Source organism: Streptomyces sp. TLI_146, assembly GCF_002846415.1.
Classification (GTDB): domain Bacteria; phylum Actinomycetota; class Actinomycetes; order Streptomycetales; family Streptomycetaceae; genus Streptomyces.
In genome coordinates, this window is sequence record NZ_PJMX01000001.1 from 6,876,365 (window position 1) to 6,890,661 (window position 14,297).

Genomic DNA, 14,297 nt, shown 5'->3' on the forward strand with positions numbered 1-14,297 from the left:
CCCCTGTTGGCGGACAGGTATGACGAGACCCGCATGATCCATCACGCGATCAGGTGATAGGCGGATCATGCGGGTCGTGTCGCCGTACATGGCCGAAAACAGCCGGAGAGCCGTCCGGGCAAGGACGGGAGGGCCGTCCGGGCGGACGGCCGGGCGTCAGGCGAGCTCGGCGGTCAGCGTGATCGTCGTGCCCGTGAGCGCCTGGCTGACGGGGCAGTTCTTCTTGGCGTCCTCGGCGGCGGCCGCGAAGCCCTGCTCGTCCAGGCCCGGCACCTCGCCGCGCACGGTGAGGTGGATGCCGGTGATGCCCTCGCCCGGCTGGAACGTCACGTCCGCCTTGGTCTCCAGCCGGGTGGGCGGGTTGCCCGCGCCGGTCAGACCGTGCGAGAGGGCCATGGAGAAGCAGCTGGAGTGCGCGGCCGCGATGAGCTCCTCCGGGCTGGTCTTGCCGTTGGCCTGCTCGGCGCGGGACGGCCAGCTGACCGGCTGCGAGCCGATGCCGGACGAGTCGAAGGTGACGGTCCCCGAGCCCTTGATGAGCTCGCCTTCCCAGACCGTGTGCGCCGTACGCGTGGTGGCCATGATGTATCCCTTCTGGTGGCTAAGGGGGTTTACGGGCCCCCGTGCGCCAAACCTACTGCTCCACAAGACCCTTCGCGTCGCGCGCGAGGGCGGTGAGCCGGGAGATGGCCCGGAAGTACTTCTTCCGGTAGCCGCCGTTCAGCATCTCGTCACTGAACAGCCGGTCGAAGGGGACCCCGGACGCCAGCACCGGCACCTCGCGGTCGTACAGCCGGTCGGCCAGCACCACCAGCCGCAGCGCGGTCGACTGGTCGGGAACCGGCTGCACATCGGTGAGGCACACCGCCTTCACCCCGTCGGTCATCGCCCCGTACCGGCTGGGGTGGACCCGCGACAGATGGCCGAGCAGCCCGGGGAAGTCGTCGAGCGCCGCGCCCTCGGTCGCGTACGCGGCCTTGGTGACCTGCTCGTCCGAGTACGGCGCCGGAGCCTCGGGCAGCCCCCGGTGGCGGTAGTCCTCGCCGTCGATCCGCAGCGGGCGGAAGTGCGCCGACAGGCCCTGGATCTCGCGCAGGAAGTCGACGGCCGCGAACCGGCCCTCGCCCAGCTTGCCGGGCAGCGTGTTGGAGGTCGCGGCCAGCGCCACGCCCTGCTCCACCAGCTTGCCGAGCAGCGACGACACCAGGACCGTGTCGCCCGGGTCGTCCAGCTCGAACTCGTCGATGCAGAGCAGCCGGTGCCCGCTCAGGGTGCGCACGGTCTGCTGGAAGCCCAGCGCGCCGACCAGGTTCGTCAGCTCCACGAAGGTGCCGAACGCCTTGAGCGCGGGCTCGGCCGGGGTGGCGTGCCACAGGGAGGCCAGCAGATGGGTCTTGCCGACGCCGTACCCGCCGTCCAGATAGACCCCGCGCGGCGCGGCGGGCGCGGCCGGCTTGCGGGCGAACCACTTGCGGCGCCCGCTCCCGGTCGCGTGCGCCCCGCCCAGACCGGCCGCGAAGGAGCCGAGCACCTTGACGGCCTCGCTCTGGCTGGGCTGGTTCGGGTCCGGCACATACGTCTCGAAGCGGACCGAGTCGAACCGCGGCGGCGGCACCATCTCGGCGACCAGACGGTCGGCGGGGACATGCGGCTCGCGCGCGCAGAGCGACAGCGGGGCCGCTTCGGTTATGGGACTGGTCGACACAGTTCCCCACTGTAAGCGCCGTGTAAGACTGCACGGATGCGACGCCTGTTCCCTGTGACCGACCAGACATCCGCCGCCGACCAGGGCGAGTGGTCGTTCGACGCGCTGGCGGAGGCCTACGCGTACCCCGAGACGGACGGCCCCTGGCTGCGGGCCAACATGGTCTCCTCGCTGGACGGCGCGGGCCAGCACGAGGGCCGCTCGCAGCCCCTCTCCTCCGCCACCGACATGCGGATCTTCGGCACCCTGCGGGCGCTGTCCGATGTGATCGTGGTGGGCGCGGAAACGGTACGCCAGGAGGGCTACCGCCCGGCCCGGGCGCGGGAGGCCTTCGCGGCCCGGCGCGGGGCCGAGGGGCAGGGCCCGGCCCCTGTGATCGCGGTGGTGACGGCTGCTCTCGACCTGGACTTCGGCCTGCCCCTGTTCACCTCGCCGCTGGTTCCCACCCTCATCCTGACCGGCGCCGCCGCGCCGCCCGACCGGGTGCGCGAGGCCGAGCGGGCCGGCGCGGAGGTCGTCATCGCGGGCGACGGGCCGGGCGTGGAGCCCGCCAGGGCGGTCGCGGCGCTGGCCGAGCGCGGGCTGCGCCGGATGCTGACGGAGGGCGGGCCGCGGCTGCTCGGCCAGTTCGTGGCCGCCGGAGTGCTCGACGAGCTGTGTCTGACGGTGTCGCCGATGCTCACCGCGGGCAGTGCCCAGCGCATCGCCGGAGGGCCACCGGTGACCGCCCCTGAGCACTTCCGTCTGGAGTTGTTGCTGGAAGAGGCCGGGTTCCTCTACACGCGTTACCGTCGAATCTGACAATCAGCGGAATTTGCCGTTCCGGTTAGCTTCCGGTGGGCACACTTACTCACGCAGACCCCGTGCGGTCACGGGGAAGGATGGTTTCCGCAGGGGCGGGTAACCACGTCGAGGCCCCGCTGCCTCGCGGGGCACCGGCCGGAGTGAAGAGAAGGGCGTTTGTCGTGTTCACAAGCGTATTGATGATCGAGAAGCCCCTGACCTCCGTGGACGTGGAATTCGTCACCACCCTGCACGGCGACGAGCCGGTCTCCTTCGTCGTGCTCATGCAGCCCCGGGGCGACCAGGACCGCCTGCTGCGCGCCATCGACGACGTGGCCATCGGCGAACTCGACGAGGCCGTCCACGAGAGCGGCGACCCGGGCCCGGCCGCCGCCGTACGCGCCCTGGAGCACTCGCTCGCGTCCCTGCGCGCGACCGGCAGCCAGGCCGTCGGCCAGATCGTCGAGGACCACCCCCTGGACCTGCTGAAGTCCATCGTCGACGAGGTGAACGCCGACGAGGTCATCGTCCTGACGGCGCCCCACTACGTGGAGGAGTTCTTCCACCGCGACTGGGCCTCCCGGGCCCGGCACAAGGTCGGCGTCCCGGTCCTCAAGCTCTTCGCGCACAGCGAGGAGGCGCACAGCGAGTAAGGGGACGGGCGCGCCCGGACGAGGTCCGCCGGGCCGACGCCCCGTGCGCCCGCCGACCGGCGAATAGGGCGAGCGCCGCCCAGCGAATAGGCTGAGGCCGAACCGAACTCCGTACGTCGCACCCCCCGGGAGACACACGCAATGGCACCCGCGATTCCCACCGCCATGGAACGGCCGCACTTCATCGGCATCGGCGGTGCCGGAATGTCGGGGATCGCGAAGATCCTGGCGCAGCGCGGCGCGAAGGTCGCGGGCAGCGACGCCAAGGAGTCCGGCACGGCCGAGGCGCTGCGCGCGCTCGGCGCGACCGTCCACATCGGACACGCCGCCGAGCACCTCGCCTCCGACGCCAGCAGCGTCGTCGTCTCCAGCGCCATCCGCGCCGACAACCCGGAGCTCGTCCGCGCGGCCGAGCTCGCCATCCCCGTCGTCCACCGCTCCGACGCGCTCGCCGCGCTCATGGGCGGCCTGCGCGCCATCGCCGTCGCCGGCACCCACGGCAAGACGACCACCACCTCGATGCTGGCCGTCGCCCTGACCGAGCTGGGCCTCGACCCCTCGTACGCGATCGGCGGCGACCTCGCCGGGCCCGGCACCAACGCCCGCCACGGCGAGGGCGACATCTTCGTGGCCGAGGCCGACGAGAGCGACCGCAGCTTCCAGAAGTACGACCCCGAGGTCGCCATCGTCCTCAACGTCGAACTCGACCACCACGCCAACTATGCCTCGATGGACGAGATCTACGACTCCTTCGAGACCTTCGTCGGCAAGGTCGTCCCCGGCGGCACCCTCGTCATCTCCGCCGACCAGGCGGGCGCCGTCGAGCTCACCCGCCGGGTGCGCGACCTCTCGTCGCTGAAGGTCGTGACGTACGGGGCGGACGAGCACGCCGACGTACGCGTCCACAAGATCACCCCGCGCGGCCTGACCAGCGAGGTCACCGTCCTGCTCGGCGGCAAGTACCTGACCTTCACGGTCTCGGTCCCCGGCCGCCACTACGCCCTCAACGCGGTCGCGGCCCTCGCCGCCGGCGTCGCCCTCGGCATCCCGGCGCACAACCTGGCCTCGGCCCTCGGCAAGTACACCGGCGTCAAGCGCCGCCTCCAGCTCAAGGGCGAGGCCGCGGGCGTCCAGGTCATCGACTCGTACGCGCACCACCCGACCGAGATGACCGCCGACCTGGAGGCGATGCGGGCCGCCGCCACGGACTCCCGGCTGCTCGTGGTCTTCCAGCCGCACCTCTTCTCCCGCACCCAGGAGCTGGGCACCGAGATGGGCCGCGCGCTCGCGCTGGCCGACGCCTCGGTGGTCCTCGACATCTACCCCGCGCGCGAGGACCCGATCCCGGGCGTCACCAGCGCGCTGATCATCGACGCGGCCGGAACGGCCGGCGCCGACGTCACCGCCGTCCACGACAAGACGACGGTGCCGGACGTGATCGCGGGAATGGCCAGGCCCGGCGACCTCGTTCTCACCATGGGCGCGGGCGACGTGACGGACCTGGGCCCGCAGATCCTGGCGCGGTTGAGCTGAGGGAGTGCCTTCGATGTCGTACGAGGTAGAGAAGCCGGACGAGCAGTGGCGGGCGGAGCTGAGCCCGGCCGAGTACGCGGTGCTGCGGCAGGCCGGCACGGAACCCGCGTTCGTCGGTGAGTACACGGACACCAAGACCAAGGGCGTCTACTCCTGCCGGGCCTGCGGCGCGGAGCTCTTCACCTCCGAGACGAAGTTCGAGTCGCACTGCGGCTGGCCGTCCTTCTTCGACCCCAAGGACACGGACGCGGTGGAACTCATCGCGGACCGGTCGCACGGAATGGTCCGCACGGAGGTGCGCTGCGCCCGCTGCGGCTCGCACCTGGGCCATGTCTTCGAGGGCGAGGGCTACCCGACCCCGACGGACCAGCGGTACTGCATCAACTCGATCTCGCTGAAGCTGACGGCGGACGAGGACTGACGACCGGCGCGACATCCGACCTGAGTTGACGTCGGGTACGGGAGTGCGTAGTGTTCTCCGAGTTGTCGCGGGGCCGTAACGGTTCTGCGACAGCCGTCCGCCGCAGACTTGCGGCAACCCAACCCAGCACGACCTCCCGAACGGGACGAATTTCGGCATGCCGAATTTCATTTCGAATGGGCGGGTGGGAGTGGATGACTCGAACGGCCCGATTAGGAGCCGCCCGGAAAGTCCGCTAGAGTCTGGGACGTCGGAACGGCCCAACAGCCGGAAAGACAAAACGACTTGACCCGGGAGACCGGGAATCGGACACGAAAGAGTCTGATAGAGTCGGAAACGAAGGAAGCGCCCGGAGGGCCCGGAAACGGGAACGAAGGAAGCGTCCGTACCTTGAGAACTCAACAGCGTGCCAAAAGTCAACGCCAGATTGACAACCCCGGCCCACCGCTTGTCGGTTGGGTTGGAGGTTCCTTTGAAAAGTCCTGCTGACCTTCACGGTTGGTAGGCAATTACACAGCGAGGACGCTGAGGACGGTCGGTCTTATTCCGACATGACTGTCCCGCTCTTTCGTGTGTGCGCACCGGATTACCGGTACACATTCATGGAGAGTTTGATCCTGGCTCAGGACGAACGCTGGCGGCGTGCTTAACACATGCAAGTCGAACGATGAAGCCCTTCGGGGTGGATTAGTGGCGAACGGGTGAGTAACACGTGGGCAATCTGCCCTTCACTCTGGGACAAGCCCTGGAAACGGGGTCTAATACCGGATACGACCCGCCTCGGCATCGAGGTGGGTGGAAAGCTCCGGCGGTGAAGGATGAGCCCGCGGCCTATCAGCTTGTTGGTGGGGTAATGGCCTACCAAGGCGACGACGGGTAGCCGGCCTGAGAGGGCGACCGGCCACACTGGGACTGAGACACGGCCCAGACTCCTACGGGAGGCAGCAGTGGGGAATATTGCACAATGGGCGAAAGCCTGATGCAGCGACGCCGCGTGAGGGATGACGGCCTTCGGGTTGTAAACCTCTTTCAGCAGGGAAGAAGCGAAAGTGACGGTACCTGCAGAAGAAGCGCCGGCTAACTACGTGCCAGCAGCCGCGGTAATACGTAGGGCGCAAGCGTTGTCCGGAATTATTGGGCGTAAAGAGCTCGTAGGCGGCTTGTCACGTCGGATGTGAAAGCCCGGGGCTTAACCCCGGGTCTGCATTCGATACGGGCTAGCTAGAGTGTGGTAGGGGAGATCGGAATTCCTGGTGTAGCGGTGAAATGCGCAGATATCAGGAGGAACACCGGTGGCGAAGGCGGATCTCTGGGCCATTACTGACGCTGAGGAGCGAAAGCGTGGGGAGCGAACAGGATTAGATACCCTGGTAGTCCACGCCGTAAACGTTGGGAACTAGGTGTTGGCGACATTCCACGTCGTCGGTGCCGCAGCTAACGCATTAAGTTCCCCGCCTGGGGAGTACGGCCGCAAGGCTAAAACTCAAAGGAATTGACGGGGGCCCGCACAAGCAGCGGAGCATGTGGCTTAATTCGACGCAACGCGAAGAACCTTACCAAGGCTTGACATATACCGGAAAGCATTAGAGATAGTGCCCCCCTTGTGGTCGGTATACAGGTGGTGCATGGCTGTCGTCAGCTCGTGTCGTGAGATGTTGGGTTAAGTCCCGCAACGAGCGCAACCCTTGTTCTGTGTTGCCAGCATGCCCTTCGGGGTGATGGGGACTCACAGGAGACTGCCGGGGTCAACTCGGAGGAAGGTGGGGACGACGTCAAGTCATCATGCCCCTTATGTCTTGGGCTGCACACGTGCTACAATGGCCGGTACAATGAGCTGCGATGCCGTGAGGCGGAGCGAATCTCAAAAAGCCGGTCTCAGTTCGGATTGGGGTCTGCAACTCGACCCCATGAAGTCGGAGTTGCTAGTAATCGCAGATCAGCATTGCTGCGGTGAATACGTTCCCGGGCCTTGTACACACCGCCCGTCACGTCACGAAAGTCGGTAACACCCGAAGCCGGTGGCCCAACCCCTTGTGGGAGGGAGCTGTCGAAGGTGGGACTGGCGATTGGGACGAAGTCGTAACAAGGTAGCCGTACCGGAAGGTGCGGCTGGATCACCTCCTTTCTAAGGAGCACAGTACCGATTGCAGGCAAATGTTCTGCACGGTCAGCTCATGGGTGGAACGTTGACTATTCGGCACGGTTTTCGAGGGATCACTAGTACTGCTTCGGCGTGGAACGTGAACCTGAGGGAGCCGGGCCGGGCACGCTGTTGGGTGTCTGAAGGCACGGGCTTTGCCCGCTTGTACTTCAGTCGCCGGCCCCAGTGCACTCAGACCTTCGGGTTTGGGGTGATGGGTGGCTGGTCGTTGTTTGAGAACTGCACAGTGGACGCGAGCATCTGTGGCCAAGTTTTTAAGGGCGCACGGTGGATGCCTTGGCACCAGGAACCGATGAAGGACGTGGGAGGCCACGATAGTCCCCGGGGAGCCGTCAACCAGGCTTTGATCCGGGGGTTTCCGAATGGGGAAACCCGGCAGTCGTCATGGGCTGTCACCCATGCCTGAACACATAGGGCATGTGGAGGGAACGAGGGGAAGTGAAACATCTCAGTACCCTCAGGAAGAGAAAACAACCGTGATTCCGGGAGTAGTGGCGAGCGAAACCGGATGAGGCCAAACCGTATGCGTGTGATACCCGGCAGGGGTTGCGCATACGGGGTTGTGGGATCTCTTTTTCATAGTCTGCCGGCTGTGAGACGAGTCAGAAACCGTATGAATAGGCGAAGGACATGCGAAAGGTCCGGCGTAGAGGGTAAGACCCCCGTAGCTGAAATTCATGCGGCTCGTTTAAGAGACACCCAAGTAGCACGGGGCCCGAGAAATCCCGTGTGAATCTGGCGGGACCACCCGTTAAGCCTAAATATTCCCTGGTGACCGATAGCGGATAGTACCGTGAGGGAATGGTGAAAAGTACCGCGGGAGCGGAGTGAAATAGTACCTGAAACCGTGTGCCTACAAGCCGTGGGAGCGTCGCGCATCGAGTTTACTCGGTGCGTCGTGACTGCGTGCCTTTTGAAGAATGAGCCTGCGAGTTAGCGGTGTGTAGCGAGGTTAACCCGTGTGGGGAAGCCGTAGCGAAAGCGAGTCCGAACAGGGCGATATAGTTGCACGCTCTAGACCCGAAGCGGAGTGATCTAGCCATGGGCAGGTTGAAGCGGAGGTAAGACTTCGTGGAGGACCGAACCCACCAGGGTTGAAAACCTGGGGGATGACCTGTGGTTAGGGGTGAAAGGCCAATCAAACTCCGTGATAGCTGGTTCTCCCCGAAATGCATTTAGGTGCAGCGTCGTGTGTTTCTTGCCGGAGGTAGAGCACTGGATAGGCGATGGGCCCTACCGGGTTACTGACCTTAGCCAAACTCCGAATGCCGGTAAGTGAGAGCGCGGCAGTGAGACTGTGGGGGATAAGCTCCATGGTCGAGAGGGAAACAGCCCAGAGCATCGACTAAGGCCCCTAAGCGTACGCTAAGTGGGAAAGGATGTGGAGTCGCAGAGACAACCAGGAGGTTGGCTTAGAAGCAGCCACCCTTGAAAGAGTGCGTAATAGCTCACTGGTCAAGTGATTCCGCGCCGACAATGTAGCGGGGCTCAAGCGTACCGCCGAAGTCGTGTCATTGCAGCAATTAAGCCCCAACGGGTGCTGTGATGGGTAGGGGAGCGTCGTGTGCCGGGTGAAGCCGCAGCGGAAGCTAGTGGTGGACGGTTCACGAGTGAGAATGCAGGCATGAGTAGCGATACACACGTGAGAAACGTGTGCGCCGATTGACTAAGGGTTCCTGGGTCAAGCTGATCTGCCCAGGGTAAGTCGGGACCTAAGGCGAGGCCGACAGGCGTAGTCGATGGACAACCGGTTGATATTCCGGTACCCGCTTTGAAACGCCCAATATCGAATCAGGCGATGCTAAGTCCGTGAAGCCGTTCCGGACCCTTCGGGGAAAGGAAAGTGGTGGAGCCGACGAACCAGACTTGTAGTAGGTAAGCGATGGGGTGACGCAGGAAGGTAGTCCAGCCCGGGCGGTGGTTGTCCCGGGGTAAGGGTGTAGGGCGCTGTCTAGGCAAATCCGGACAGCATGAAGCCTGAGACCTGATGCCGAGCCGATTGTGGTGAAGTGGATGATCCTATGCTGTCGAGAAAAGCCTCTAGCGAGTTTCATGGCGGCCCGTACCCTAAACCGACTCAGGTGGTCAGGTAGAGAATACCGAGGCGTTCGGGTGAACTATGGTTAAGGAACTCGGCAAAATGCCCCCGTAACTTCGGGAGAAGGGGGGCCATCACTGGTGATGAGTCTTGCACTCTGAGCTGGGGGTGGCCGCAGAGACCAGCGAGAAGCGACTGTTTACTAAAAACACAGGTCCGTGCGAAGCCGTAAGGCGATGTATACGGACTGACGCCTGCCCGGTGCTGGAACGTTAAGGGGACCGGTTAGCTCCATTTCGGTGGGGCGAAGCTGAGAACTTAAGCGCCAGTAAACGGCGGTGGTAACTATAACCATCCTAAGGTAGCGAAATTCCTTGTCGGGTAAGTTCCGACCTGCACGAATGGCGTAACGACTTCTCGACTGTCTCAACCATAGGCCCGGTGAAATTGCACTACGAGTAAAGATGCTCGTTTCGCGCAGCAGGACGGAAAGACCCCGGGACCTTTACTACAGTTTGATATTGGTGTTCGGTTCGGCTTGTGTAGGATAGGTGGGAGACTTTGAAGCTGTGACGCCAGTCATGGTGGAGTCGCCGTTGAAATACCACTCTGGTCGTGCTGGATGTCTAACCTGGGTCCGTGATCCGGATCAGGGACAGTGTCTGATGGGTAGTTTAACTGGGGCGGTTGCCTCCTAAAGAGTAACGGAGGCGCCCAAAGGTTCCCTCAGCCTGGTTGGCAATCAGGTGTTGAGTGTAAGTGCACAAGGGAGCTTGACTGTGAGACCGACGGGTCGAGCAGGGACGAAAGTCGGGACTAGTGATCCGGCGGTGGCTTGTGGAAGCGCCGTCGCTCAACGGATAAAAGGTACCCCGGGGATAACAGGCTGATCTTCCCCAAGAGTCCATATCGACGGGATGGTTTGGCACCTCGATGTCGGCTCGTCGCATCCTGGGGCTGGAGTCGGTCCCAAGGGTTGGGCTGTTCGCCCATTAAAGCGGTACGCGAGCTGGGTTTAGAACGTCGTGAGACAGTTCGGTCCCTATCCGCTGTGCGCGTAGGAATATTGAGAAGGGCTGTCCCTAGTACGAGAGGACCGGGACGGACGAACCTCTGGTGTGCCAGTTGTCCTGCCAAGGGCATGGCTGGTTGGCTACGTTCGGAAAGGATAACCGCTGAAAGCATCTAAGCGGGAAGCCTGCTTCGAGATGAGTATTCCCACCTCCTTGAGAGGGTAAGGCTCCCAGTAGACGACTGGGTTGATAGGCCAGATGTGGAAGCCTCGTAAGGGGTGGAGCTGACTGGTACTAATAGGCCGAGGGCTTGTCCTCAGTTGCTCGCGTCCACTGTGTTAGTTCTGAAATAACGAACAGCTGTGTCAACACCAGCGTTCAAATTTCATAGTGTTTCGGTGGTCATAGCGTTAGGGAAACGCCCGGTTACATTCCGAACCCGGAAGCTAAGCCTTTCAGCGCCGATGGTACTGCAGGGGGGACCCTGTGGGAGAGTAGGACACCGCCGAACAAATTTTGAGAAAAGCCCCGTACCGGGAAACCGGTACGGGGCTTTTCTGCGTTCAGTCGCAAAATTGCGGCGCCAAATCCGGCGTCAGAACCGGCGCCGAATACCGACGCTCACGCAGGCTGGAGCAAGTCCCAGCGGTTGCCGTAAAGGTCCTGGAAGACCGCGACCGATCCGTACACCTCGTGGCGCGGCTCCTCCAGGAAACGGACGCCGGCCGCGGTCATCCGGGCGTGGTCGGCCGCGAAGTCCTCGGTATACAGGAAGAAGCCCACCCGGCCGCCGGTCTGGGCGCCGACGCTCGCGCGCTCGGCTTCGTTCTTGGCGCGGGCCAGCAGCAGCGACGCGGTGCCGGTGCCGCGCGGGCGGACCACCACCCAGCGGGAGCCGTCGCCGCGGTCGGTGTCCTCGACGAGTTCGAAGCCGAGGGCGTCGGTGTAGAAGGCGATGGCCTCGTCGTAGTCGCGGACTACGAGCGTGATCAGAGCAATATGGGACATGGAGCGAGGTTATACGTATGACTGTGAGGGTGCCAAGCCGGCACGAGACAGTGCGCGGCACAATGCCCGGCATGGAGATCGCTGCCGAGTCCGCTGCGGAGACCGCCGCGCTGAACCGTCTCGTCGAGCGCGCTCGGCGGCTCGCCGTCCCCGGCCGTCGGCGCGTGCTCGGTATCGCCGGGGCGCCCGGGGCCGGGAAGTCGACGCTGGCCGGGCACCTGGTGGAGCGGCTCGGCGGGCAGGCCGTGCTCGTCCCGATGGATGGTTTCCACCTCGCCCAGGCCGAACTCGTCCGCCTCGGACGCGCCGATCGCAAGGGCGCGCCGGACACTTTCGACGCGGCCGGATACGTCGCGCTCCTCGCTCGGCTGCGAACGCCCGTGCCGGGCACCGTGGTGTACGCGCCGGCCTTCGACCGCTCGATCGAGGAGCCGGTCGCCGGGAGCATTCCGGTCGATCCGGCCGTACCGCTCGTCGTCACCGAGGGGAACTACCTCCTGCACGACGAGGGCGGCTGGGCGCCGGTGAGGTCGCTGCTCGACGAGGTCTGGTTCCTGGAGATCGACGGCGAGGAACGGGTGCGCAGGCTCGTTGAGCGGCATGTGCGGTACGGGAAGGCCCGCCCGTACGCCGAACGGTGGGTCAGGGAGTCGGACGAGGCCAACGCGCGCGTGGTGGCGGGTGGCCGGGACCGTGCGGATCTTGTGGTCGGTCAGTGGGGGGCTGGGTAGGCTCGGCCTTCACCGGGCGTGGGAACGTCGTGGAGATCTACCGCGGGGCTACCGTGTGACCCGTGTGACGGAAGGCAGCTGACGTGGGGATATTCCGACGGGGGCCGAAGCGGGACCGGAGCGACGCGCCCCGGGACGCGGAGTTCGGCTATTTCTCGGGCGACGAGGGCTCGCGGTTCCGTGCCCAGGTGCGCGAGGCGTTCGCCGAGCAGGGCCTGGAGGTGACCGTCTATGCGGACTCCGTGAAGGACAGCGGCGAGCGCCGGTTCGGTCTCGCCAACCTCGCGGCGGTCTGCCACAACGACCGCCGTGGGCCCCGTGTGTGGCCGGAACTGATTCGTCGGCACGTCGGCATGGTGTTGCGCACCATGGACGGCCCCTCCGCCCTCGACACCCTGCCGCCCGAGCAGATCCGCGCGCAGCTCTACCCCCGGGTGATCAGCGAGGCGGGGCTCGACCCGCAGACCTTCAGCTACGCGCGCGGTGTCGCACCCGGCCTCTACGAGATCCTCGCCCTGGATCTGCCGGAGAGCGTCATGATGCTCACCGACGAGGCGCTGGAACCCCTCGGCCGCGTGCCGGATTTGCGCGCTCAGGCCCTGCACAACCTCAGGCAGCTGCCCGTGGAGTCGCATGAGAGCGTCAAGGGCGAGGACGGCATGCGGTTCGAGGTGATCGCCGGGGATTCGTTCTACACGGCCAGCCGGGTGCTCGCCCTGGACGCCCTGGTGCCGCAGCTCACCGGGCAACAGCTGACGGCGGACGGCGCCCTGGTCGCCATGCCGTTCCGGCACCAGCTCGCGTTCCACGTGATCCGCGACTCCGGCATGATCCCGGCGCTCAACGCCATGGCGTCGTTCGCCGCGTCCGGTTTCGAGGACACGCCCGGCGCGATCAGCCCGTTCGTCTACTGGTGGCGTGACGGAACGTTCACCCAGCTCAGCGACCGCGAGGACGAGGGCGACGGCCTGCGGATCGTCGTCGGAGACGACTTCCAGGAGCTGTTGGAACGGCTGGTGGGGGACAGCCAGGAAGACGCCTGACCGGCGTCCTGGCAGCGGGCACGTTTTTTCGCCGTCCCGATCGCGTGCCCGGTGGCGTACGGGCAGGATGGGGCCCATGGCTATTACACCTGTTCCCGCGCCCTTCACCGCCGACGACTACCGGGCCAGGATGGCCCGAGCCGCCGAGTCCGCCGCCGACGCCGGACTCGCCGGTGTCCTCGTCGCGCCGGGGCCCGACCTGGTCTATCTGACCGGCTATCAGCCGACCGCGATCACCGAGCGGCTGACGGTTCTGGTGCTGGCGGCCGGGCAGGAGCCGGTCCTCGTCGTACCGAAGCTGGAGGCGCCGGACGCCGAGCGTGCCGCCGGGGCTTCGGCGCTCACCTTGCGGGACTGGACCGACGGCACCGACCCGTACGGCGTGACCGCGCCCCTGCTGGACGTGGACGGCCGGTTCGGCGTGAGCGACAACGCCTGGGCGATGCATCTGCTCGGACTTCAGCAGAGGCTCCCGGGAACGTCCTACACGGCCCTCACAGAGGCGCTCCCGATGCTGCGGGCGGTCAAGGACGCGCACGAGCTGGCGCGCCTGGAGGCGGCCGGGGCGGCGGCGGACGAGGCGTACGGAGAGATCCTCAAGGTCCGGTTCGCCGGGCGCAAGGAGACGGACGTGGCCGCCGATCTGGCCGCGCTGCTCCTGGAGTTCGGCCATTCGCAGGTGGACTTCACGGTCGTCGGGTCCGGCCCCAACGGCGCCAACCCGCACCACGAGGCGGGCGACCGGACCATCGGGCGCGGCGACATGGTCGTCCTCGACTTCGGTGGCCTTAAGCACGGCTACGGCTCGGACACCACCCGTACCGTCCACGTCGGCGAGCCGAGCGCCGAGGAGCAGCGCGTCCACGACGTCGTACGGGAGGCGCAGCGGGCCGGGTGCGCGGCCGTGAAGCCCGGGGCGGCCTGCCAGGACGTCGACCGGGCGGCGCGGGCGGTGATCGAGGAGGCCGGGTACGGCGAGTACTTCATCCACCGCACCGGCCACGGCATCGGCGTCACCACCCATGAGCCGCCCTACATGATCGAGGGCGAGGAGCAGCCGCTGGTGCCCGGCATGTGCTTCTCCGTGGAGCCGGGGATCTATCTGCCGGGCCGGTTCGGCGTACGGATCGAGGACATCGTGACGGTCACCGAGGACGGCGGACGCAGCTTCAACAACACCGCGCGCGAGATGGCGGTCGTCGAGTAGC

10 protein-coding genes and 3 rRNA genes are annotated in these 14,297 nt (G+C 65.6%); 10 read left to right on the forward strand and 3 right to left on the reverse strand.

What is annotated here, in order from left to right:
• Window positions 1-156 precede the first annotated feature (156 nt).
• A complete protein-coding gene (locus tag BX283_RS30630) occupies window positions 157-582 on the reverse strand; it encodes an OsmC family protein (protein ID WP_101390691.1) in 426 nt (141 codons plus the stop codon).
• Between the two features lie 52 nt (window positions 583-634).
• Window positions 635-1,705, reverse strand: coding sequence for a cell division protein ZapE (gene zapE / locus BX283_RS30635; RefSeq protein WP_257583941.1), 1,071 nt, complete (start codon window positions 1,703-1,705; stop codon window positions 635-637).
• A 36-nt stretch (window positions 1,706-1,741) separates the two neighbouring features.
• On the opposite strand from zapE, the gene BX283_RS30640 reads away from it, so the two are divergent.
• The 7 genes from BX283_RS30640 to rrf all read left to right on the forward strand — a co-directional run bounded on the left by BX283_RS30640 (window position 1,742) and on the right by rrf (window position 10,818).
• On the forward strand, window positions 1,742-2,506 hold the full coding sequence (locus tag BX283_RS30640) for a pyrimidine reductase family protein (protein ID WP_101390692.1): 765 nt from the start codon (window positions 1,742-1,744) through the stop codon (window positions 2,504-2,506).
• A gap of 182 nt (window positions 2,507-2,688) precedes the next feature.
• Entirely contained in the window at window positions 2,689-3,141 is a 453-nt protein-coding gene (locus BX283_RS30650) for an indole-3-glycerol phosphate synthase (protein ID WP_257583942.1), read from the forward strand.
• 141 nt (window positions 3,142-3,282) lie between these two features.
• Window positions 3,283-4,674 carry a UDP-N-acetylmuramate--L-alanine ligase gene (gene murC, locus BX283_RS30655; RefSeq protein WP_101390694.1) on the forward strand — a complete coding sequence of 464 codons (1,392 nt, stop codon included), beginning with the start codon at window positions 3,283-3,285 and terminating at the stop codon, window positions 4,672-4,674.
• A gap of 13 nt (window positions 4,675-4,687) precedes the next feature.
• Window positions 4,688-5,095 carry a peptide-methionine (R)-S-oxide reductase MsrB gene (gene msrB / locus BX283_RS30660; protein ID WP_101390695.1) on the forward strand — a complete coding sequence of 136 codons (408 nt, stop codon included), beginning with the start codon at window positions 4,688-4,690 and terminating at the stop codon, window positions 5,093-5,095.
• A gap of 599 nt (window positions 5,096-5,694) precedes the next feature.
• Window positions 5,695-7,220, forward strand: a 16S ribosomal RNA gene (locus tag BX283_RS30665).
• A 280-nt stretch (window positions 7,221-7,500) separates the two neighbouring features.
• A 23S ribosomal RNA gene (locus tag BX283_RS30670) occupies window positions 7,501-10,625 on the forward strand.
• A gap of 76 nt (window positions 10,626-10,701) precedes the next feature.
• A 5S ribosomal RNA gene (gene rrf / locus BX283_RS30675) occupies window positions 10,702-10,818 on the forward strand.
• The 16S, 23S and 5S rRNA genes sit together here, the layout of an rRNA operon.
• Window positions 10,819-10,928: 110 nt before the next feature.
• Here rrf and BX283_RS30680 read toward each other — a convergent pair.
• Window positions 10,929-11,315: a VOC family protein gene (locus BX283_RS30680; RefSeq protein WP_101390696.1), complete on the reverse strand. Its 387-nt coding sequence runs from the start codon at window positions 11,313-11,315 to the stop codon at window positions 10,929-10,931.
• A gap of 62 nt (window positions 11,316-11,377) precedes the next feature.
• On the opposite strand from BX283_RS30680, the gene BX283_RS30685 reads away from it, so the two are divergent.
• From BX283_RS30685 to BX283_RS30695, 3 genes are all read left to right on the forward strand, one after another.
• Window positions 11,378-12,046 carry a nucleoside/nucleotide kinase family protein gene (locus tag BX283_RS30685; protein ID WP_373979309.1) on the forward strand — a complete coding sequence of 223 codons (669 nt, stop codon included), beginning with the start codon at window positions 11,378-11,380 and terminating at the stop codon, window positions 12,044-12,046.
• Between the two features lie 83 nt (window positions 12,047-12,129).
• Window positions 12,130-13,089, forward strand: coding sequence for a hypothetical protein (locus BX283_RS30690; protein WP_101390698.1), 960 nt, complete (start codon window positions 12,130-12,132; stop codon window positions 13,087-13,089).
• A 76-nt stretch (window positions 13,090-13,165) separates the two neighbouring features.
• Window positions 13,166-14,296: an aminopeptidase P family protein gene (locus BX283_RS30695; protein WP_101390699.1), complete on the forward strand. Its 1,131-nt coding sequence runs from the start codon at window positions 13,166-13,168 to the stop codon at window positions 14,294-14,296.
• Window position 14,297: the final 1 nt, after the last annotated feature.

Bases quoted from the DNA above. Each gene is read 5' to 3' on its own strand.
- BX283_RS30695 (WP_101390699.1), top strand. From the start codon at position 13,166: ATGGCTATTACACCTGTTCCCGCGCCCTTCACCGCCGACGACTACCGG.
- BX283_RS30685 (WP_373979309.1), top strand. From the start codon at position 11,378: ATGCCCGGCATGGAGATCGCTGCCGAGTCCGCTGCGGAGACCGCCGCG.
- BX283_RS30680 (WP_101390696.1), bottom strand. From the start codon at position 11,315: ATGTCCCATATTGCTCTGATCACGCTCGTAGTCCGCGACTACGACGAG.
- BX283_RS30640 (WP_101390692.1), top strand. From the start codon at position 1,742: ATGCGACGCCTGTTCCCTGTGACCGACCAGACATCCGCCGCCGACCAG.
- BX283_RS30650 (WP_257583942.1), top strand. From the start codon at position 2,689: ATGATCGAGAAGCCCCTGACCTCCGTGGACGTGGAATTCGTCACCACC.
- msrB (WP_101390695.1), top strand. From the start codon at position 4,688: ATGTCGTACGAGGTAGAGAAGCCGGACGAGCAGTGGCGGGCGGAGCTG.
- murC (WP_101390694.1), top strand. From the start codon at position 3,283: ATGGCACCCGCGATTCCCACCGCCATGGAACGGCCGCACTTCATCGGC.
- BX283_RS30630 (WP_101390691.1), bottom strand. From the start codon at position 582: ATGGCCACCACGCGTACGGCGCACACGGTCTGGGAAGGCGAGCTCATC.